This window comes from Roseburia sp. 831b (assembly GCF_001940165.2).
Taxonomy (GTDB): Bacteria; Bacillota; Clostridia; order Lachnospirales; family Lachnospiraceae; genus Roseburia.
Genome location: NZ_CP135162.1, coordinates 2,145,069 through 2,165,116, shown reverse-complemented (window position 1 = coordinate 2,165,116; position 20,048 = coordinate 2,145,069). Strand labels below are relative to the sequence as shown.

At 40.8% G+C, this 20,048-nt stretch carries 21 protein-coding genes; 18 read left to right on the top strand and 3 right to left on the bottom strand.

Going from position 1 to position 20,048, the window contains the following annotated elements; translation table 11 throughout:
- Positions 1-268 precede the first annotated feature (268 nt).
- The 7 genes from BIV16_RS09810 to BIV16_RS09780 all read left to right on the top strand — a co-directional run bounded on the left by BIV16_RS09810 (position 269) and on the right by BIV16_RS09780 (position 6,238).
- Positions 269-820 carry a DUF2971 domain-containing protein gene (locus tag BIV16_RS09810; RefSeq protein ID WP_075680645.1) on the top strand — a complete coding sequence of 184 codons (552 nt, stop codon included), beginning with the start codon at positions 269-271 and terminating at the stop codon, positions 818-820.
- Positions 817-1,809 carry an FUSC family protein gene (locus BIV16_RS09805; RefSeq protein ID WP_075680644.1) on the top strand — a complete coding sequence of 331 codons (993 nt, stop codon included), beginning with the start codon at positions 817-819 and terminating at the stop codon, positions 1,807-1,809. Before BIV16_RS09810 ends, BIV16_RS09805 begins: the two co-directional genes overlap by 4 nt.
- A 177-nt stretch (positions 1,810-1,986) precedes the next feature.
- Complete coding sequence (locus BIV16_RS09800; protein WP_075680643.1) at positions 1,987-2,694, top strand: lantibiotic protection ABC transporter ATP-binding protein; 708 nt, start codon at positions 1,987-1,989, stop codon at positions 2,692-2,694.
- On the top strand, positions 2,687-3,415 hold the full coding sequence (locus BIV16_RS09795; RefSeq protein WP_075680642.1) for a lantibiotic immunity ABC transporter MutE/EpiE family permease subunit: 729 nt from the start codon (positions 2,687-2,689) through the stop codon (positions 3,413-3,415). The genes BIV16_RS09800 and BIV16_RS09795 overlap by 8 nt, the downstream gene beginning before the upstream one ends.
- 19 nt (positions 3,416-3,434) lie before the next feature.
- Positions 3,435-4,190 (top strand): lantibiotic immunity ABC transporter MutG family permease subunit, encoded by a 756-nt coding sequence (locus tag BIV16_RS09790; RefSeq protein ID WP_075680641.1) that lies wholly within the window; start codon positions 3,435-3,437, stop codon positions 4,188-4,190.
- 15 nt (positions 4,191-4,205) lie between these two features.
- On the top strand, positions 4,206-4,865 hold the full coding sequence (locus BIV16_RS09785; protein ID WP_075680640.1) for a response regulator transcription factor: 660 nt from the start codon (positions 4,206-4,208) through the stop codon (positions 4,863-4,865).
- A complete protein-coding gene (locus BIV16_RS09780) occupies positions 4,856-6,238 on the top strand; it encodes a sensor histidine kinase (RefSeq protein ID WP_075680639.1) in 1,383 nt (460 codons plus the stop codon). Before BIV16_RS09785 ends, BIV16_RS09780 begins: the two co-directional genes overlap by 10 nt.
- 24 nt (positions 6,239-6,262) lie before the next feature.
- Here BIV16_RS09780 and BIV16_RS09775 read toward each other — a convergent pair whose 3' ends face one another.
- The gene (locus tag BIV16_RS09775) at positions 6,263-6,934 is read right to left on the bottom strand and encodes a DUF6198 family protein (RefSeq protein ID WP_075680638.1); all 672 of its coding nucleotides are present in this window, start codon (positions 6,932-6,934) and stop codon (positions 6,263-6,265) included.
- Positions 6,935-7,172: 238 nt separating this feature from the next.
- Here BIV16_RS09775 and BIV16_RS09770 point away from each other — a divergent pair, with 238 nt between their 5' ends.
- On the top strand, positions 7,173-8,045 hold the full coding sequence (locus BIV16_RS09770) for a LysR family transcriptional regulator (protein WP_075680637.1): 873 nt from the start codon (positions 7,173-7,175) through the stop codon (positions 8,043-8,045).
- A 5-nt stretch (positions 8,046-8,050) separates the two neighbouring features.
- Positions 8,051-8,722 (top strand): DUF4230 domain-containing protein, encoded by a 672-nt coding sequence (locus tag BIV16_RS09765; RefSeq protein WP_075680636.1) that lies wholly within the window; start codon positions 8,051-8,053, stop codon positions 8,720-8,722.
- An 81-nt stretch (positions 8,723-8,803) separates the two neighbouring features.
- Here the strand turns inward: BIV16_RS09765 and BIV16_RS09760 are convergent, their stop codons facing one another.
- Both BIV16_RS09760 and BIV16_RS09755 read right to left on the bottom strand, forming a co-directional pair.
- Entirely contained in the window at positions 8,804-9,751 is a 948-nt protein-coding gene (locus tag BIV16_RS09760) for a methyl-accepting chemotaxis protein (protein WP_075680635.1), read from the bottom strand.
- Between the two features lie 35 nt (positions 9,752-9,786).
- A complete protein-coding gene (locus BIV16_RS09755) occupies positions 9,787-10,845 on the bottom strand; it encodes an FIST N-terminal domain-containing protein (RefSeq protein ID WP_075680634.1) in 1,059 nt (352 codons plus the stop codon).
- A gap of 280 nt (positions 10,846-11,125) precedes the next feature.
- Here BIV16_RS09755 and BIV16_RS09750 point away from each other — a divergent pair, with 280 nt between their 5' ends.
- From BIV16_RS09750 to BIV16_RS09710, 9 genes are all read left to right on the top strand, one after another.
- Positions 11,126-11,608 (top strand): DUF6323 family protein, encoded by a 483-nt coding sequence (locus tag BIV16_RS09750; RefSeq protein ID WP_242940379.1) that lies wholly within the window; start codon positions 11,126-11,128, stop codon positions 11,606-11,608.
- Positions 11,598-12,434 carry a DUF6179 domain-containing protein gene (locus tag BIV16_RS09745; protein WP_075680633.1) on the top strand — a complete coding sequence of 279 codons (837 nt, stop codon included), beginning with the start codon at positions 11,598-11,600 and terminating at the stop codon, positions 12,432-12,434. Before BIV16_RS09750 ends, BIV16_RS09745 begins: the two co-directional genes overlap by 11 nt.
- 170 nt (positions 12,435-12,604) lie before the next feature.
- Positions 12,605-13,357, top strand: a complete 753-nt coding sequence (locus BIV16_RS09740; RefSeq protein WP_075681002.1) for an exodeoxyribonuclease III — start codon at positions 12,605-12,607, stop codon at positions 13,355-13,357.
- 101 nt (positions 13,358-13,458) lie between these two features.
- Complete coding sequence (locus BIV16_RS09735; protein WP_075680632.1) at positions 13,459-13,887, top strand: FKBP-type peptidyl-prolyl cis-trans isomerase; 429 nt, start codon at positions 13,459-13,461, stop codon at positions 13,885-13,887.
- A gap of 160 nt (positions 13,888-14,047) precedes the next feature.
- Complete coding sequence (locus tag BIV16_RS09730; RefSeq protein WP_075680631.1) at positions 14,048-15,544, top strand: methyl-accepting chemotaxis protein; 1,497 nt, start codon at positions 14,048-14,050, stop codon at positions 15,542-15,544.
- A gap of 73 nt (positions 15,545-15,617) precedes the next feature.
- The gene (locus tag BIV16_RS09725; RefSeq protein ID WP_075681000.1) at positions 15,618-16,850 is read left to right on the top strand and encodes an MYG1 family protein; all 1,233 of its coding nucleotides are present in this window, start codon (positions 15,618-15,620) and stop codon (positions 16,848-16,850) included.
- A gap of 40 nt (positions 16,851-16,890) precedes the next feature.
- The gene (locus BIV16_RS09720; RefSeq protein ID WP_075680998.1) at positions 16,891-17,523 is read left to right on the top strand and encodes an endonuclease III domain-containing protein; all 633 of its coding nucleotides are present in this window, start codon (positions 16,891-16,893) and stop codon (positions 17,521-17,523) included.
- Between the two features lie 12 nt (positions 17,524-17,535).
- A complete protein-coding gene (locus BIV16_RS09715) occupies positions 17,536-18,885 on the top strand; it encodes an MATE family efflux transporter (RefSeq protein ID WP_075680630.1) in 1,350 nt (449 codons plus the stop codon).
- A 96-nt stretch (positions 18,886-18,981) separates the two neighbouring features.
- A complete protein-coding gene (locus BIV16_RS09710; protein WP_075680629.1) occupies positions 18,982-19,887 on the top strand; it encodes a LysR family transcriptional regulator in 906 nt (301 codons plus the stop codon).
- Positions 19,888-20,048: the final 161 nt, after the last annotated feature.

The window sequence follows — 20,048 nt, the reverse complement described above, 5'->3', positions numbered from 1 at the left end:
TTTCAGCATTTCGGAAGAAGAGACATGGTGTCCGGAACTTTAGACGCCTATACTGAGATTTTTGGCAACTTCAACCTGGATTAAATTAAAATATTCATTGCGATAGTGGATAGCATTTAACTTGAATTTCTTTGAAAGGTGCGATTTCTCACGTGGTATAATGAGTTAATCCTCTTGCTTATTATATACTATTTCAAGGAAATATCTCATTTTTTGTGTACTAATTAGAAGCTACCACTAATTATATTATGGGAGAATATGTGGTTCTATGAAAGAAAGAACAGATAAAAGAATAAAACATGAAAAAGAAATATTATACCACTATTGTAGTACAGAAACTTTTTTCAACATTATAAAAAATGCAAAATTATGGCTGTCCGATATTGAAAAATCAAATGATTATCGAGAATGTGTGGCTTGTAGAGAAAGCGTAAATGAAAAGATAAAAGAATACTTATGTAATGATACGCAAGCGTTAGAAGCATGGAAAGTTTGGTATGATAATGGAGTAGAAAGTAATTTTTCAACTAGAACATTTGGTGTTTGTTTTTCAGAAAGTGAAGATCAGTTAAGCCAATGGAGAGGGTATGCACAAAACGGAAAAGGTCTTGCTATAGGATTTGATAAAAAGATACTTGAAGAATTAAATTCAATTAGTCCATATCATATTGCGTTTGGTAAGGTTATTTACAATGATACAGAAGCATATGTCAGAGATATAGTGAAGGATAATATTGCAAAACTTGAATATAAAGGTGTTGGGCACGTAGCGTTAGAGTTCAGCCCAAATTATAGGTTGAAGTCGGCTCGAAGCAGTTGATTCGAAGCACGACCGACAAAAAAGAAAAAAGACGCCACATCCTGATATACAACTTCAAAGTATATCTGGTTATGGCGTTTTGTGTTGCCGTGGTGACCTTATATAGTAAATGGACCGGAAATGAGAACAGTGTTGTTGCTGTAACTGTCTTATTAGCACTTCTTGTGCAAAGACAGGCAGATTTTGGAATTAGGACAACGCATGGATTGATTTCCATAGCGGGAATTTTTGCAATTTTGATGGCGGGACCGCGTCTGGCAAATAGTCTGCCACCGTTTGGTGCATTTGTGGTAAATGCATTTTGCATTTTCCTGCTGATGATTTTGGGATGTCACAATGTAATTATGTATAATCACTCGACATTTGTACTTGGATACCTGTTGCTGTATGGATATGATGTGAATGGACATGCCTATCAGATGCGTTTGATTGGATTATTGGTGGGTATGGTAATTTGCATGGCCGTTTTTTACAAAAATCAGAAGAACCGGCTATATCGTAGAACATTTTTGGATTTGTTCCGGGAATTTGATATCTGTTCCGCCAGAAATCTGTGGTATGTAAAATTAACATTTCTTGTGTCGAGTGCCATGCTTATTGTGACACTGCTTGGCTTGCCACGTGCTATGTGGGCGGGAATTGCCTGTATGTCAGTTTGTCTGCCTTTTACAAAAGACTGTGCACCGAGAGCAAAAGACAGAGGATTGTTCAATATCGTGGGTTGTGCACTTTTCATTGTGTTGTATCTGGTTTTACCAGAATCCATGTATAGCATGATTGGCATTATCGGTGGAATTGGCGTCGGTTATTCTGCGGGTTACAAGTGGCAGACAGCGTTTAATACGTTTGGTGCACTTGCGATTGCATCATCACTGTTTGGCATGCCGATGGCAGTGGCGCTTCGTGTGGGTATTAATGTTGCTGCATCGTTTTATACGGTTATTTTAAATAAATGTGTGGATCGTGTTCGTGTACGAAGATTTGCATAGAGGAAAAGAAGCCTGTCAAAGGGCTTCTTTTTTTGCTCCCCCAATTTTCATAATAAAATTTACGTTTCCTTATCATTTCCTTATAAATTCCCTTTATCATGAAAATAGAACATCCAAGATTCTTCACCTGAATTTTAGAAACGAAAAAGAGGATGAAGAGGAAAGAGAGGAAAAATAATGAGTGAAATTTTATTGGAAACAAACAACCTTACCAAGATTTTTAAGAAGAATACGGCGGTAAAGGGGGTAAATCTTCGTGTCAGGAAAAATACAGTTTATGGCATGTTAGGGCCGAACGGAGCAGGAAAATCAACAACGCTAAAGATGCTTACGGGTATTTTGACGCCTACAAAAGGGGAGATTTCTTTTGATGGACATAAATGGAGCAGAAATGATTTGTGGAAAATTTCTGCCTTGATTGAAAATCCGCCACTTTATGACAATCTGACAGCAGAGGAAAATTTGCTGGTTCAAGTGAGCGCATTGGGGCTTGAAAAGAGTAGAATACCGGAGGTTTTAAAAGTTGTGGGGCTTAAGAATACCGGGAAAAAGAGGGCTAAGGAATTTTCCCTTGGAATGAAACAACGGCTAGGAATAGCACTTTCCCTGTTAAATGAGCCAAGTCTTTTGATTTTGGATGAACCGACGAATGGATTAGACCCATTGGGAATCCAGGAGTTACGTCAGCTGATTCGCTCTTTCACCGAGCATGGCATTACAGTGATTCTTTCCAGCCATATTTTGTCGGAGGTGGAACAAATTGCGGATGATATCGGCATTATTATGGATGGGGAATTAAGATATCAAGAGGCAAATCATCAAGGGCAGAATCTTGAGCAGTTGTTTTTAGACATCGTCAAGGAGGGAGCAAAGAGCCATGCGTAATTTATTGTATACAGAGAATTTGAAAATGAAAAGAACCATGGGAAAAAGACTTGTAGCGATTGCACCTCTTGTCAATATGGTACTTTCCGTATTTGCGGGGGTACTTTTTTACAGTGTGGCAATGAATTGGTGGTATGTTTTTATTTTTAGCGTTGTGATTGCAATTATTTGTAGCCAGATTCAGGAAAAAGAGAAAAAGAAACTGGATTACCGGAACATTCTGGCGTCGCCGGTCTCCTTTGAAAAATATTGGACAGCAAAAATCTTTCTGGCTGCCTGGTATGCAACCGTGAGTGCCCTGCTCGTTGTAATTTTGATAGTGGCCACGAATTCCATTTATCATAGCTTGGAATTTGGATTCGGTCAGATGATTGTGGCGGCCGTTGTGATGAGCCTGTTATCTCTTTATAAAATACCCATCTATATGTTTCTTGCAAAAAAATACAATGTGATTGTTGTGATGTTAGTAAGCGTTATCTCATTGTTAATAGGAGCTGGTTTCGTGGAAAAGCCATATTGGTATCTTTTCCCGATGACCTGGTGCAATAGAGCAATGTATCAGGTACTTGGCATTATGGTAAATGGACTTTGGGTCGATGAGGCAGGTAAGGCTTTTATTATTTCGAATACTGCCATTGCGGTGCTTGTGCTATTGTCGATGATTTTATGTTTCCTTTTTGCATGGATAACGGGAAAGCTTGCAAAAAGAGATTGCCAATAAAAAGTAGGAGATTTTTGTTATGAAGCATTTGAAAAACAATATTCGGAGTGAACTGATAAAAAATAAAAGAGGAATCTTTTTTCCAATCCATGTTGTTGCCCCCATATTTGCAGCTGCGTTAATATTGGAATACTTTCATGTAAGACAGTTTTCCCTACAAGAGCAGTTTGTGAACTATTATGTTTTGATGCAGGCAGCGTTTCCCTTTATGATTTCATTGGTGGTGAACCTGATTTTCAAGAAGGAAGAAGAAAATAATTTTTTCAATATGTTATCTGCGGTGAATCGGGAAAGCGCCGTGTTGGCAAAACTGCTGCTTTTGAATGGTATGGGAATGATGGCAGAACTTATCCTTATGGGATTGTTTGAAGTTATTGTTGGAAAAGGTGCCTCTATAAAATGTCTGATTGGTATCTTTTCCATTGTGATGTTTTCGAATATAATAATTTATATCTTTCATAGTTTCCTGTTCTTATGTTTGGGCAACAGCATCAATTTGCTTGCCGGAATCTGTGAGACTGTGATGAGTATGGTATTTTTAACAGGGCTAGGGGACGGCATTTGGAAGTTTATGCCATTTGCAATGGGAGCAAGAGGGGCAAATGTGTTGTATTTCATTGACCAGCCCTATACAAAAAAGATAATGGAATTAAGAATGGTTCTTCAAAATGAGATAACACCATTACCATTTATAATTGTAGTTGAATTGATTCTTGCCCATCTGCTGTTTTTTGGCTGGGTGAAAAGATGGGAAGGCAGGAAAACGTTTGAATAAAAAAGGAGAATGCAGATGTCGAAAATCCTTGCAGTGGATGATGAACCAGAGATTTTAAAAATCATAAAACAAGCATTACAAAAGGACGGTCATGAGGTGACGGTAATATCAGATTCGGCACAGATACCGCTGGATGCTCTTGGCTGGTATGATTTGATTTTGCTTGACGTGATGATGCCGGGCACAGATGGATTTGAGGTATGTTCCAAAATTCGGGATATTGTGGATTGTCCGATTCTTTTTCTGACGGCTAAGAGTATGGAGGAGGATGTCACATTTGGATTTTCGCTAGGGGCAGATGATTATATCAGGAAACCATTTTCCATTCAGGAATTGCGGGCTAGGGTGAACGCGCACATTAGAAGAGAGACCAGAGAACACACACAGAGCCTGGTAGTGGACGGTGTCCGTTTTTTCCTGCAAAAAGAGGAAGCGTATGTGGAACATACCAGGATTCCATTTACCAAAAGCGAGTATCAGATTTCGCTGTTTCTTGCCAGACATCACGGGCAGGTTTATAGCAAGGAACAGATTTATGAGCATGTTTTTGGGTATGAAGGCGAGAGCGATGAGTCTGCAATTACGGAGCACATCAAAAATATTCGAAAAAAGTTAGCGACATTTGGATTGAATTCCATTGAAACCGTGTGGGGGGTAGGATATAAGTGGAAATAAGAAAAAAGAATCGGAAACGTTCCGGGATGTCTCTTCGCCAGCTGTTTCTGACCTATCTGATAAAGGTAGCGGTCTGTGTTGTGGTAATTACAATTGGGTACGTAGCGTTATGGGCAATTGGGATTATCAATCATTTATTTCTGCCAGCGGATTATTATCCAAAGAAGGTGGATCAGTACATGGAATCCATTCAAAAAAATGGGACGCTGGATATGGGGGAGATTCCAAAAGAAATCAGCTATGCGGTACTTGACTCCGATAAAAATGTGTTGCAGTCAACGCTTTCGAATAAGGATAGAAAGAGTGCTGTGGCATTGTTAAAAGATTCACAATCGGAAACCCTATCACAAAATAGCAATAAAAAACAGATTCGCATTTTGAGAACATCTGAAAAAACATATGTATTTTCCTGTTATGTCTATGCAGAGTTTTCGTCTGATGTTCTACGAAGCGTATTTCCACATATAGAACGCATCGCGATTCCACTGTACCTGGTCTTGGTGTTAGGAGGAATCTTAGCGGAGTCTGTCAAAATGGCGAAAAAGCTTTCTGAAAAAATTGAGACAATGAAACAGATGGCGGATCAGATTAAGGAACGGGAGCTGGAATTTGAGATTTCCTATACGGGTGTAAAGGAATTAGACACGGTTGTGGATTCGCTGAAAGACCTTCGCGATGATTTAAAAGAGTCGTTGCAAAACCAGTGGCAGCTGCAACAGATGCAAAAGGAACAGATGGGAGCACTTGCCCACGACATCAAGACGCCGCTCACCATTATTCGTGGAAATGCAGAACTGCTCGCAGAGACAGAATTAGAGGAGGAACAATCCGATTATCTAAATTCGATTTCCGGTAATGTGGAAAGAATTCAAAATTACGTGGTGGATCTTTTGGAAATTTCCAAGGGAAATGAGTTTGAAGTGAAGATGGAGCAGACGGTGATTGACAATTTTTGGTCAGAGTTTGTGGAACAGGCAAAGCAGTTATGTAAGGTGAAACATATTCAGGCTGTCCTTGATTATCATCCGAGTGGCACCAGGATGCGACTGGATCGACAGCAATGCATGCGTGCATTATTAAATCTTGTGGATAATGCCGTCCAGTTTTCCAAAGAAGGTGGAAACATTTATCTGGCTTCGTGTGTGGAGAAGGGGATATGGTCGGTATCTGTGGAAGATGAAGGAGCCGGATTTTCCGCAGAAGATTTAAAATATGCTAAGACGAAGTTCTATCGTGCGAAGAACGAGAGAAGCATGGATGGCCATTATGGAATGGGACTTTATATTGTGGAGCAGATTGCAAAAAAACATCACGGAGAGCTGGTTTTAACCAATGGAGAAAAGGGGGCAAAGGTGATTTTTTCCATTGGTTAGGAAAAAGTTACTTTCCTAGCAGCTTTAACTAAAATGCACGTTCCTGTTTCCTGTAATGCGGTAGAATTCCACATGTTTGCCGATGAAGTTCTGGACAACGGAAACCGTTTTACCGGTTAAAAATGCACAGAAAACAGTGCCAACGCCGATTCCGTAAAATTTGTGAAGGATTGTAAGGGACAGAATGACGGTTGTTGTCAGGCAGCAAAGGTCGAAGGTGGTTTTTATTTTTTTATAATTCTTCTTTAAAATCTCAGACAGGTCACGAGGGAAAATGTCTGTGGGAATAATTGGGAGCATACAGTTGTTTGCAAGGCAGATACCAAAACATACTAAGAGAAATCCTGCAATAAAGTAGAAAGTATGGAATGGTAAGGAGTTTGGCAAAGCCCCAAGCCATGCGTTGTGTACGTCAATCATTTTTCCAAATCCAAGTCCGACTACGAAAGAGAACAGGTAGCCGGGGCAAAAAGAACGTTTTAGAATCATCAGTGTGATAACCAAAAGAGTCTGAAAAATGTAATTCCATGTGCCAAAACTGAAAACCGGGAAGGCAGTGCTAAAGATGAGTGGCACAGAGGAAATGGTTGAAATTCCAAATCCGCTTTTGGACATCAAATCCACGCCAAGTGAATTAATCAGTAAAACAATCAAAAGAGCTGCCTCTCCGGCAAGGTAAAATCTTTTTGTATTCATAAGTAAAATATCCTTCTTTCCTGATAGATAACATGAAAAACTGTAAATTGTAGTTTCGAAATCCGATATATATTTGAAACGCTATTTATTATATGGAATACGATTGATAAAAACAAATGATTATTTTGAATAAATTGATTCTAAAATTGAATGAAACATGATAGAATGAAAAAAGAAACAATTTTAGAGGAAATTGTAATATCAAGAACGAACGCTGGAATGAAGGCAGAGGAAGCAGATGAATATTGAATATTTGAAATATTTTGCAGAGCTGGCGAAGGTGCAGCATTATGGAAAAGCGGCGAAGGCGCTTAACATTTCACAGCCGGGTCTTAGTCATGCAATCAAGACACTTGAGGAGGAGTATGGAGTTCCACTTTTCTTAAGAGAGGGACGAAATGTGAGCCTGAGCCAATATGGAAAAGAATTGATGCAGGATGTGGAGGAGATTCTTGACGCTTATTTACGGATGGAGGAGCGGGCAGCAGGACTTAAGAATCAGGAGAAAACGGTGCGGATTGGTACCGTGTATCCGCTGGCACCGGGAACGATTCCGCGGATGCTGCGGGAATTTGGCGCAACATTTCCGTTTATCGTTTATAACCGCATGACACCGGAGATTGCGGAAGGGCTTTTGAACGGAAAATATGACATTGGCTTTTGTTCAGATCTTTTAAAATCAGAGGATTTAGAGTATTATCCGATTTTAGAATCGTATATTGCAGCAGTGGTGCCAAAAGGACATCCGCTTGAAAAAAGAGATACGGTTTCTTTAAAAGAGGTGGCAAAATATCCACAGATTATGTTTTCCAAAACGAGCGGTTTTCGCTCCTTACAGGAACAGATTTTCGCGGAGGAAGGAATCAAGGTAAAACCGGTGTGCTCGGCAGAAGAAATTGAGGTTGTCACGGGGCTGGTGGAGAACGGCTTTGGTATTTCGGTTTTGCCGTACATGGATATCGTACGTCTTCATAATATCGTGACAATTCCGGTACAGACATCGACCTGGAAGTCAAAATTCTACATAGCGAGAAGAAAATATGGCATCCGGTCGGAACAGGAGGAGGCATTTTTCCGGTATTGGAAAAGAGAAAACAAAAGAGGAGATTAGATGTGATGATAAAGTATAAGAAAAGAAAAATGAAGTTTCTCGTATGGCTGCTTGTTTTAGCAGCGGCGGTTATCTTTATTGCTTATTCCACCGTAAAGATAAAGAAATTAGAAGGGGAAGTGGACCGATTATCCGACCCGGTTGCCGTTTATGAGGAAGCATCCAAACAAGTTGATATCAGTGTCATAAATGCAGAGATTCAGGACATAGGGGAACTTGCCACGGTGGAATACCTATATACGGATGCGGCAAAGTTTGAAGATCCGAAGAAATTATTTGGAAAAGAACTTCCATTCGAATTTACCACAAAATCATTTGTTGTAAAATGGGATGGCGTCATTAAGGCAGGCGTGGATATCACTCAGGTAACGGAAGAGGCAGACGATACGGAAAAGAAAATTGTGGTCAAACTTCCAAAAGCTAAGATTTTATCGAATGATATCGATGATGACAGTGTCGAGGTTTTAGATGAAAAAGACGGATTGTTCAATTCCATCAAGGTGGAGGATGTAAAAAGTTTTGATGCTGTCAGCAAGGATGACATGGAGCAGCGTGCAATAGATCAAGGCATCCTGGAAAAAGCATCCCAAAATGCAAAAGAAATGATTGAGCACCTGATTCAAAATGATGTGACGGAGGAATCCGGTTATACGGTTGAATTTGAAGAGGCGGAATAGGATAGAAACAGAATAGATAAAAAAGGAGTTTTTGCACGACTGAGTGAAGTCAGATGGTGCAAAAACTCTTTTTTCGTGTTGTTACGAAAGCGTCTCAAACTGCTGGATGATATTGTTGATATCCTCATACATGATGCCCTTTGTCTTGGAGTTATTCTCCATCTCCTTGATGCAGGCTGCAACGGAAGCGTAAGACTGGCTGGAGGAATCCATAAATTCTGTGATATTTCCAAGTTCATCGTTGGATTTTGTCACCATGGATTCAATGGAGCTGTTGATGGACTCTAGCTCATCGGTTTCCGCTGTAATTGCAGCAAAATCTTCATCAATTTTGGTTGTGTTTTCGAGATTTTCTACAATCATTTCCTTGCTGGAGGTAACAGAAAGATTCATTTTTTCGATGGATTTGTTTACCATTTCAATGCTGGAATTTACCTGATTGACAAGCTGCTTGATTTCACCGGACAAGCTTTGTACTTCTGTTGCAACAACGGCAAATCCTTTTCCGGCTTCCCCGGCTCTTGCAGCTTCAATGCTCGCGTTCAAGGAAAGGAGGTTTGTCTGGGCAGCCACATTTTCAATGCTTTTTGCACACAATCCGATATTTTCCACAGCTTCTTCTAATTCAGTAAAAGAGCTGTCAAGTAAGTCAAAACGGTTCCTGATTTCGGAAGATTCCTGGGTAAAATTAGTAACGCGGTTTTGTGCCGTCTGAATGGAATTGTGAACGCGTGACTGGTACTCCCGGTACTGATTTACCGTTTCTAGCAAATCATGGAAATTATGCTTGAAATTGCTGATGATGCCATCTAAAGCACTCATATTTCCAGTAACAGAGTCAAACTCGGTTCGGATATTTTTAATATCCTGTGTCAGTTTAAAATCTTCTTTCAGGACAGCGTCCATTTGTTTTTTCTGATAAGATGCAAGCTGTTTTACGGCAGCATCATGGTTGACATAATTAGGTTTTCCCGGTGCCACGGCAAAATGCTGTTCAGCAGTGTCATTTTTTTTACGAAAGATACTCATAGATTTTCTCATTCCTTTCTTAGTATGCGCATGTATTAATCAAATGCAAAACAAGTCATAGTCTGATTTACGTGCTGCGTCAGAAAATGTTCCCCACAGCCGACAATGCCAATGTGTGTGCCAAGCTGATTCATTGTCTTTAAATAATCATCCCAATAATGTAAATCCTGGAACATCAGATAACGCAGAATACAGTTGATGGAAAACACACCGCTCAGCTTTGGAAAATCACGTTTGATCTGTGAGACGGTTTCCTGAATAATTTTTTCATAATCGCCAAGCTGCAAAATGGTTAATGCATCCATCGGGTTTGCGCGTTTGTAGCATTCCAGACTGCCATCCGGACATTTGTTTTTTACTGAAATAATGAAAATGTCATCCCCGACAAGACGACCAATCGGATTTTGAAAGGTCTGGTTTTCAATGGCATTTTCACTGATATGCAAGGCATTCTGGTAGACAGAGGATGCCTTTTGATTATCCAGTGTCACAATTTTTTGTGCTGCCGCATCAATTTTTGTGGCGGTAAAAGCAGGCATTGTTTCGTCAATACAGTAAATGTTTTCCTTATATGGACGGATAGAACCGGTTTTATTTGTAAGAAAGGCATAGACACAGGCATTCTGGTAGACAATGCCATTGCAGCTTACTTTATTATCCCAGGCGGTTGCACCAATCAAAGGAATCTGCTTTTCATTCAGACAGGCATTAAAAGTGGTGACAATCACACTGTCGTTTCCCGTCGTAAAGTCCAGACAGACGGTATTCGATTTATTCCCAGCAAGACTGGTTACATGGTGCATAAGGGAATCCACGGATAAGATAGGCTGATTCGCATCCTGGATGACATCAACCACAGCATGACAATCATAAAAGCCAACGAGCATGATATCTTCCGGATGGTCCTTGGACTCTGCATACCCCTGACCACAAATTCCAATGTTTGGAACGTCAGATAGAGCAAGCTTCATGCTGCTTGCACAGTCATCAAAAATAGGAGATGGTGCAATTAAAATAACCAGGTTTGCAGATGCAACGGATTGGAGTGCTTCGGAAAAGGAAGCGGTATTACATATTTTAATAGTCTGTTTCATAAGTCCCTCCCAAAATCATCAATAATATAGTTCTATTTTACCACATTAAAGTGTTGTTTTACAGCGAAATATACAAAAAAAGGCAAAAATAATGAAAAATATGTAAAAAAGAACTTTTACAATCAAAAGAAGGGAAAAAGAAAAAAGGGGCAAAAAAATAAATTTCTGCCTCTTTTCATAACTTATATTACCATAAAATGCCCAATTTTTCAAGGCTTGTAAAGCGGTAGAGGTCATCGTATAATAGGCAAACCGTAAGGAGAAGGGAAGGTGCATTAGAATGATGGAACAAGATTTTGGGGTGGAATTATGGGATGAAAAAAAGGAACTGGCAAGGGTACTTCGTCTAAATGAAAAGACGAAATCCTACGGATTGGCGTTATCGGAAGCGGATGCAAGGGTGCTTTTGGCGGATCGAAAGAACATTCTGATGGAAAAGAGGCGGGTGGAGTTTGGAGCAGGGATTTTGCCACAGATTATCGATACGTTTTATGATTCGCCGTATCTTTACCAGGACAATTATGTTGAGACGCTAGGCCGGCTGATGGATATTTTTTATGAATATAAAAATGAGTCGATGGATACGCTGACGGATGAGGAACTCCTTTCTTTTATGGAAGAGGCGTTCAATGGGGAATGCCAGGGAAGTGCTGATTATCTGGAAGAAACCATACTAGAGAAGATGGCAAGAGCCATACGTGTCGGTGGGGAACGTTTTTTGAGGGAGCAAAGGAGAAGGAGAACGGTTGAAGATGAGGTATGAGATGGAGGAACTGCTGCCCGTTGTGGCGCAGTTAAGCCGGAGGTTTACAACGACGGAGAGTACATCCATAAGTTATGAAAAAGCGCAGCAGTTTATGGGTGCGGTTTTATTTTGCATTGACGAATTCGAACAGCTGCAAGAGAATATGCCTGCAAAACAAAAGGGAATTCCGGCAAAGGAGGCATATCAGCTAGGCTTTGAGGCAGTGATGCAAAAGGCTAAGAAAACGCAGGAAATGTATAACGAATTAATGTCATTTTTTTACGATTATGGAAATGACATTTTAAAAGACACCGTGGAGAAGGCAATCTACGGATTTTTCCAGTATTATGATCCGGTTTTTGCACCGCAGCATACCAGAATCACAATGGATTATCCGGTTTTGAATGTTGACCAGAAACTGCAGGGAATCGATGCAATTGCGGTATATGTGAAAGCAATTTATACGGAACAGATTTTTTTGCAAAAACTGCCAAGGGAGTACATTTGTCCTCTGCTTTACCGGTTTGATTCAGAGTATAAGGAGCAGTTTTTTAACATTGGAAGTGTTGTGGTGCGTCACCTGTTAGGAAACATGATGATAGAAAAGAGAATGGGGACGGCTGCAACAGACACAGATTATCAAAATCTGTTTACGTTGCTGAAAGAAAAAGATGAGATTCAACTAAAAAATACGTTGTATAATTGTTTTCAGCTGCTCATACAAGAAAAGTATGACGGAAACCAGAACATTACAAAATATTTTGAAAAAGAGATTGCAGAGTTCTCGATTCGGCTAAAACAGGTGGAAGAGGTGAAGTATCTGGAAAATGTTGTTATTTTGTAAGGACAATTCGATTCTTTTAAGAAGGAGAAATTCATGGTATGATAGGAAAAGAGCATGATGGCCAGGTGTTGCCGGTGAGTTGAACAATGTCGCAAATGCGACCCGCCGCAGGCGGAGAATCCTGCAAGCAGGATTCTTTTTTATATGTGAAAAAGAAAGGTGTAGAAAAAATGAGATTTGTATCATGGAATGTCAATGGAATACGTGCCTGTGTGCAAAAAGGATTTTTAGATTTTTTTAACGAAATAGATGCGGATATCTTTTGTCTGCAGGAGACGAAGATGCAGGAAGGGCAGTTGGAATTAGCGTTAGATGGATATTATCAATACTGGAATTCTGCGGTGAAAAAGGGATATTCCGGAACCGCTGTTTTTACCAAAAAAGAACCACTGTCCGTGCATTATGGGATTGGAATTAAGGAGCACGACCAGGAAGGACGTGTGATTACCTGTGAGTTTGAAGATTTTTATTTTGTGACCGTGTATACACCGAATTCCCAGAATGAATTGAAACGTTTAGATTACCGCATGCAATGGGAGGATGATTTCCGTGCCTATCTGAAAAAGTTAGAGGAAACAAAGCCGGTTGTTGTGACGGGAGATATGAACGTTGCGCACAAAGAGATTGATTTAAAGAATCCAAAGACAAACCGGAAAAATGCTGGTTTTACGGACGAGGAGCGGCAGAAATTTACAGAGCTTTTAGAGGCAGGTTTTATCGATACTTACCGCTATTTTTATCCGGATCAGGAAGGCGTTTATTCCTGGTGGTCTTACCGTTTTAAGGCGAGAGAGAAGAATGCAGGATGGCGTATCGATTATTTTTGTGTGTCAGAGTGCTTGAAAGACCGGTTGGAAGATGCAAAGATTCTGACAGACGTTATGGGTTCGGATCACTGTCCGATTGTGCTGGAAATGAAATAGGGGTTTAAATTGGAGCATTTACGTTTTGCGGCGGATATGCTATGATACCGTTGATTTTTATACCCAAATCACAATAGAACAAACACATTGGAGGAAACAGAATGAGTAACGAAAATAAAACATGCAAGGTACACTATACAGGAACATTTAATGATGGAACCAAATTTGACTCTTCTTACGACCGTGGCGAACCATTGGAATTCATCTGCGGTGCGGGCATGATGATTAAAGGCTTTGATGAAGCGGTAAAGGATATGGAAGTCGGCGAAATCAAGGACATCCATTTAATGCCGGAGGAAGCATACGGACAGCCTGACCCGCGCAATATTTTTGGCGTGACCATCGCAGAGCTTCCGGGTGCAGAGGATTTAGAGGTGGGAGCACAGGTATACCTGACCAATGAATTAAACCAGCCGATTCCGGTTAAAGTTGTAGAAAAAGATGAGACGACCATTACATTTGATGCAAATCATGAGATGGCAGGAAAAGAACTGAATTTTAAAATTGAATTGGTAGAGGTAGGCGAGTAAGCACCGAAAGTCTGACAGCGTTATCCTTTTTGGTAAAAAAATTCCCGTTTTTGCGCAAATTATTGCGGAAAGCGGGAATTTTATGTTATGATACAGCAAGCTAAGGTGGTTTGGTAAAGTGAAAAAGTAAAAATACAGATCAAAAGGGAGAGGTGCACGCATGATAAAATTAATGAGAAAAGATTTGACGCCAGACCAGATGAGACGTGCCAATATTACGACTTCGACAACAGTTGCAATGGCATATTTCTTCTTTATTGTAATTATTTTAGCGTCAAAAGAACAGAATATGATAGAGAAAGTCATATTCACATCGTTTTTTGTGGTTTGGTTTGCAATCACAACCGTGTTTACCAAGAAGTATATTGAGACAAGAAAAGCGGAGATTTTTATTGCAGCCGGTTTTGGTATTGGCTTTGGCATCATTTCCTTTTTACAGCCGCCGAGTACGATGATGTTAATTTTTCCGGTACTTCTTTCTTTGGCGGTTTATCTGAATGAATACCTGATTATCTGGGGAGCCGGGGCGACACTGGTATTTATTATTACGAAGATTATTCGCATTAAGATGTTGAATCCGGCAGATGGGCAGGACCAGCTGAACCGTCTGAACCTGGTAATTGCGTGTCTGCTTATGTGTGTATTTGGTGGATGCAAGGCGGTAAAACGTCTGATTGAATTTTCAGATGAAGAGACAAATGCAGTTGCAAGCAAGGCAGAAAAGCAGTTACAGGTTGCACTTGAGGTTGAGGAGATTGTCAATAATGTGAATGAACAGTTTTCAGAAGTAAGAAAAGACCTTGCGGCGATTTCATCCACAATTGATAATACTCAGGTTGCAATGAATTTTATCGCAGATGGTTCCAGTAACAGTGCATCCCAGACCATTGTGCAGACTGAGAAAACAAATGAGATTCAGGCACGATTGGGAAATACCAACGACACTGCAGTCCGTGCATTGGATACCACAGAAAAGTTACAGCATATTATTGAAAATGGAAAGAACGAATCCGATGAACTTGCAAGACAATCGGTTATTGTGGATGAATCGACGGTTCAGATTTCCAAGACCATCGAGAAACTGGCTGAACATGTGGACAAAGTATCCGGCATTACCGATGCGATTTTAAATATTTCAAGTCAGACGAATCTTCTGGCGCTCAATGCCTCAATTGAAGCAGCGCGTGCAGGGGAAGCAGGAAAAGGTTTTGCGGTTGTTGCGGACGAAATCCGGCAGTTAGCGGAGATGACAAAGGTTTCTACGGAGCAGATTACGGAAATTATGAACGAACTGATTTCCATTACCAATGCGACACAGACCGAGTTAAAGACGGCGGTGGAAAGCATAGATGTCCAAAGAGAAAAGGTAAAAGTCGTTCACGAGAGCTTTATTGTCGTGGAGGAAGATGTCAATTCTTTGGTTGAGAATATGACGACGGTGAGCGAGGAAGTACAGGAAGTACTGAATGCAAACCAGGTGATTGTAGATGGTATCACAACATTGTCAGGAATTTCACAAGAGATTTCGGCAAGTACAACAGCAGGAAAAGAAGATATGGAACACCTACATGATAGTGTTACAAGCTTTTCCGGAGCGATTGATGATACGTTTGAAGCACTGGAACGTTTAAAAGAAACAGCAGCAATAGAAGACTAAAAAAAGTTAGAAAAAAGAGCGACTGCGGTTGCTCTTTTTTCAGCTGACAGAAATAGAAAAGAGAGAAAGACAGATGATAGAACAGATAAAGGAATCCAATGCGGTTGCGTTGACGCATGGCGGAAAATTTCATGCAGATGATGTGTTTTCGACTGCGTTGCTTTTTTATATAAATCCCCAAATTAAAATTTTAAGAAAAAATCAGGTGCCGGATGATTTTACAGGACTTGTATATGACATTGGAAGAGGTGCGTTTGACCACCATCAAAAGGATAGCAGAATCCGGGAAAACGGAGTGCCGTATGCCGCATTTGGACTTTTGTGGGAGGCACTTGGCGCGGATATTTTAGGGGAGGAACTTGCCGGACAGTTTGACGAGGAATTTGTGCAGCCGCTTGATTGCAATGATAATACGGGAGAGAAGAATGAGCTTGCATCGTTGATTGGAAGTTTTAACCCATCCTGGGACGAAGAAGGGGGAAGCGATGACTCCTTTTTCGAAGCAGTGGGTGTTGCTGGAAAGATTTTGGAACACAAATTTTTAAAGTATCAGGCAAACGGGCGTGCAGATGAGCAGGTCGAACGTGTTTTGTTGCAGCATGAGCAGGCGGTTTTAGAGGGAGAAAAGCCTGGAGAAGAGAAGATACTGGTGTTGAAAGAGTTTGTGCCTTGCCAGAAGAAATTAAAGGAAACAGAAATTGAATTTGTCGTATTTCCATCGAATCGTGGTGGATACTGTATACAACCACAGAAAAGGGAACACTCTATGAACTACAAATGTAGTTTCCCGGAACGCTGGCTTGGATTAGAGAAGGAGGAACTCCAAAAAGAGAGTGGATTGAAGAGTGCATCTTTTTGCCATAAGGGCGGATTTTTGATGACGGTCGATACCTTAGAGGATGCCATCGAAGCATGTAAAATCAGTCAGAGGGAGTACCGGTTCCAGCCGGTACTTGTGACGGTGACAAAAGATTGTGAGTTAGACCCGCAAATGGAAAAATTATTGCGGGAGATTCCGGGGATGGAACAGGCAAAAATGGTAAGAAAGTCTTTTTCCGATATTCCAGAGCTGACATCGGAGCAAGGGTATGACGAGGTTGCGTTAGAAAAACAGGACTGGAAGCAGCTTCAAAAAGAAAAGTGCAAGGAACTGTTAGCGGAGAAACCGGAGGCGGTTTACGTTGATGGAACCGTATGGGAGACATATCCGGTTGTGCATTTGCTTCGCAAGAAAAAGATAACGGTTCTTACAAAAGCAGAGGTCGATGGAGAAATACGTCTGATTCGGATTCCATCGGGTTCTTGACAAGTGCACATAAAATAAGAAGTGAAAGGTGGAAGATGCAATGCGAAAAAAAGAATTGGCATTAGAAGTGATAGATCGTTTGAAAAAAGAATACCCGGATGCATCCTGCAGTCTTGATTATGATCAGGCGTGGAAACTTTTAGTCAGTGTTCGGCTTGCAGCCCAGTGTACGGATGCAAGGGTGAATGTTGTCGTACAGGATTTATATGAAAAATTTCCAAATCCGGCCGCACTTGCAGCAGCCGGTGTAGACGAAATTGAGCAGATTGTGCGTCCCTGTGGTCTTGGAAAAAGTAAGGCGCGCGATATCAGTGCCTGTATGAAGATGCTTTGTGAAAAATATAACGGAAATGTGCCGGACGACTTTGATGCTTTGCTAAAACTTCCCGGTGTCGGAAGAAAAAGCGCAAATCTGATTATGGGGGATGTGTTTGGAAAACCGGCGATTGTAACAGACACACACTGTATTCGCCTGGCAAACCGGATTGGTTTGGTAGATGGGATAAAAGACCCGAAGAAGGTAGAGATGGAACTTCGTAAGATTGTTCCGCTGGAAGAAGGCAATGATTTGTGTCATCGTTTCGTGGAGCATGGGCGTGCCGTCTGTACGGCAAGGACGAAACCATACTGTGACCGGTGCTGTCTTGCCGATATTTGTAAAAAAAGGATTTAGCAGGAGTGGGAAATGGAAGAAAAGCGTAATACGAGAGATATGACAAGCGGAACAATCTGGAAACACATTGTTCTCTTTTCCATACCATTATTAATCGGAAATTTTTTTCAACAATTATACAATACCGTGGACAGCATTGTTGTTGGAAATTTTGTCAGCAGCGAGGCGCTTGCGGCAGTCGGCTCGACAGGGCCGGTTATTAACACGTTAGTTGGATTTTTCCTTGGAATGTCCTCCGGTGCCGGCGTTGTGATTTCCCATTATTTTGGGGCGAAGGATGAAAAGAAATTGCACCAGGCGATTCACACGACGGTTCTTCTGACGTTTTTACTTGGAATTTTGTTTACCGTGATTGGAATTCTGATGGTTCCTTTTATGGTATCTTTCATGAAAACACCGGCAGATGTAGTAGCGGAGTCAACGAGATATCTAAGAATTTATTTTGCAGGTCTGATGGGACTTATGGTTTATAATATGGGCTCAGGAATCTTACGTGCAGTTGGGGATTCGAAGCGCCCGCTTTATTTCTTGTGTCTTTCCTCTGTCATCAATATTGTTTTGGATTTGCTTTTTGTAGTTGGACTTGGAATGGGAATTGAAGGAGTTTCCTACGCTACCATTTTGTCGGAGCTTATTTCTGCAATTATGGTCTTATGGGTTCTGACAAAGACAAAAGATGTATACCGTCTGAATTGGGGAGATTTATGCCTGACAAAAGAGATTTTAAAGAAAATCTGTATCGTCGGAATTCCGGCAGGCTTGCAGATGGCTGTGACATCTTTTTCCAATGTGTTTGTACAGTCTTATATCAATCATTTTGGTTCCTCCTGTATGGCGGGCTGGACCTCGTACTCTAAGATTGATCAGTTCGTGATTCTGCCGATGCAGAGCCTGTCACTTGCTGCAACTACATTTGTAGGTCAAAATCTGGGAGCGCATGATGACAAACGTGCAGGAAAAGGAATGAAAACGGCACTTTACCTATCACTTGGTGTTACGATTGTGCTGACAATTCTTTTAAATATCGCAGCAACACCTGCAATCATGATGTTTACGAGAGATGCGAAGGTGCTTCACTTTGGAAGAATTTTTCTTCATTTTATGTCACCGTTTTACGTATGCTGTTGTTTCAATCAGATTCACGCAGGAGCACTTCGTGGTGCGGGGGATGCAAATGGTCCGATGTTTATTATGTTAGGCTCGTTTGTTGTTTTCCGCCAGATTTACCTTGCATTGACGGCACATTTTATCGGAGGTATTTATCCGGTGGCGTTTGCATATCCGGCAGGGTGGATTCTTTGCAGTATTCTCATGTTTTTCTATTACAGACATGCAGAAAAGAGAAGAAAATATTTGACGTAAATGCATTTTTTTCGTAAAAAAATAGAACAACCAGGTAAGATATGTTACCATATATAGGATTGGTATTTTCAGAAATAAAGAAGGCGGAGAAAAAGAATGACACTTCAACAGTTAAAATACGCATTGACGATAGCGGACAGCGGTTCCATGAACGAGGCAGCAAAGCAGTTGTTTATCTCGCAGCCAAGTTTATCGGAGGCGATGAAAGAATTAGAGGCAGAGATTGGTTTTCAGATTTTCCTGCGTTCTAACCGGGGAATTGTGATTACACCGGAAGGGGAAGAATTTCTAGGTTATGCAAGGCAGGTAAAGGAGCAGTTTGGTTTGCTGGAATCGCGCTACATCGAAAAACAGACCAAAGAAAAGTTCAGTGTTTCGATGCAGCATTACACGTTTGCAGTCAAAGCCTTCGTCGAGACTGTAAAAAAAGTCGGTATGGAGCAGTACGAATTTGCGGTGCACGAGACGATGACCCATGATGTCATTGACAATGTCAAGAATTTTAAAAGTGAACTGGGTGTGCTTTATCTAAACGACTTTAATGAGAAAGTTATGACCAAAATAATCAAAGAAAACAGTCTGGAGTTCATCGAACTTTTCCAGTGTGATACCTATGTTTACCTTTGGTCAGGACATCCCCTTGCCAAAAAGAAGGTTATCACAATGGAAGAATTAGACGAATACCCATGTCTGTCCTTTGACCAGGGAAAAAATAATTCCCTTTATCTTGCGGAGGAGATGAAAAGTACCTACGAATACAAACGTCTGATTAAGGCAAATGACAGGGCAACGCTTTTGAATCTGATGATTGGCTTAAATGCCTACACGCTCTGTTCCGGAATTGTCTGTGAGGAGCTAAACGGCAGCGATTATCTGGCAATTCCGCTAAAGGAATCGGAGAAAATGCGGATTGGCTATATCAAGCGAAAAGGTGCGAAAGTAAGCCACTTAGGCGAACTTTATATCGAAGAACTGAAAAAATACAAAGAAAAGGTCATGTAATAGTTTTAAGTATAGGTTTTACCTATACCCAACTATCAATTTCATGTATTAACACTTTTTTGAAAGCCTTGCTATAATACAACTATCAAATGAAACACACGCACGAATAAAAAGTGTGTGAGAAAAGAAAGAGAAAGGAGAGTCAGCTATGAGGATGACAA

Excerpts from the sequence above, each read along its gene's own strand:
- BIV16_RS09810 (WP_075680645.1), top strand. The coding sequence starts at position 269 with ATGAAAGAAAGAACAGATAAAAGAATAAAACATGAAAAAGAAATATTA.
- BIV16_RS09800 (WP_075680643.1), top strand. The coding sequence starts at position 1,987 with ATGAGTGAAATTTTATTGGAAACAAACAACCTTACCAAGATTTTTAAG.
- BIV16_RS09795 (WP_075680642.1), top strand. The coding sequence starts at position 2,687 with ATGCGTAATTTATTGTATACAGAGAATTTGAAAATGAAAAGAACCATG.
- BIV16_RS09790 (WP_075680641.1), top strand. The coding sequence starts at position 3,435 with ATGAAGCATTTGAAAAACAATATTCGGAGTGAACTGATAAAAAATAAA.
- BIV16_RS09785 (WP_075680640.1), top strand. The coding sequence starts at position 4,206 with ATGTCGAAAATCCTTGCAGTGGATGATGAACCAGAGATTTTAAAAATC.
- BIV16_RS09775 (WP_075680638.1), bottom strand. The coding sequence starts at position 6,934 with ATGAATACAAAAAGATTTTACCTTGCCGGAGAGGCAGCTCTTTTGATT.
- BIV16_RS09770 (WP_075680637.1), top strand. The coding sequence starts at position 7,173 with ATGAATATTGAATATTTGAAATATTTTGCAGAGCTGGCGAAGGTGCAG.
- BIV16_RS09765 (WP_075680636.1), top strand. The coding sequence starts at position 8,051 with ATGATAAAGTATAAGAAAAGAAAAATGAAGTTTCTCGTATGGCTGCTT.
- BIV16_RS09760 (WP_075680635.1), bottom strand. The coding sequence starts at position 9,751 with ATGAGTATCTTTCGTAAAAAAAATGACACTGCTGAACAGCATTTTGCC.
- BIV16_RS09755 (WP_075680634.1), bottom strand. The coding sequence starts at position 10,845 with ATGAAACAGACTATTAAAATATGTAATACCGCTTCCTTTTCCGAAGCA.
- BIV16_RS09750 (WP_242940379.1), top strand. The coding sequence starts at position 11,126 with ATGATGGAACAAGATTTTGGGGTGGAATTATGGGATGAAAAAAAGGAA.
- BIV16_RS09745 (WP_075680633.1), top strand. The coding sequence starts at position 11,598 with ATGAGGTATGAGATGGAGGAACTGCTGCCCGTTGTGGCGCAGTTAAGC.
- BIV16_RS09740 (WP_075681002.1), top strand. The coding sequence starts at position 12,605 with ATGAGATTTGTATCATGGAATGTCAATGGAATACGTGCCTGTGTGCAA.
- BIV16_RS09735 (WP_075680632.1), top strand. The coding sequence starts at position 13,459 with ATGAGTAACGAAAATAAAACATGCAAGGTACACTATACAGGAACATTT.
- BIV16_RS09730 (WP_075680631.1), top strand. The coding sequence starts at position 14,048 with ATGATAAAATTAATGAGAAAAGATTTGACGCCAGACCAGATGAGACGT.
- BIV16_RS09725 (WP_075681000.1), top strand. The coding sequence starts at position 15,618 with ATGATAGAACAGATAAAGGAATCCAATGCGGTTGCGTTGACGCATGGC.
- BIV16_RS09720 (WP_075680998.1), top strand. The coding sequence starts at position 16,891 with ATGCGAAAAAAAGAATTGGCATTAGAAGTGATAGATCGTTTGAAAAAA.
- BIV16_RS09715 (WP_075680630.1), top strand. The coding sequence starts at position 17,536 with ATGGAAGAAAAGCGTAATACGAGAGATATGACAAGCGGAACAATCTGG.
- BIV16_RS09710 (WP_075680629.1), top strand. The coding sequence starts at position 18,982 with ATGACACTTCAACAGTTAAAATACGCATTGACGATAGCGGACAGCGGT.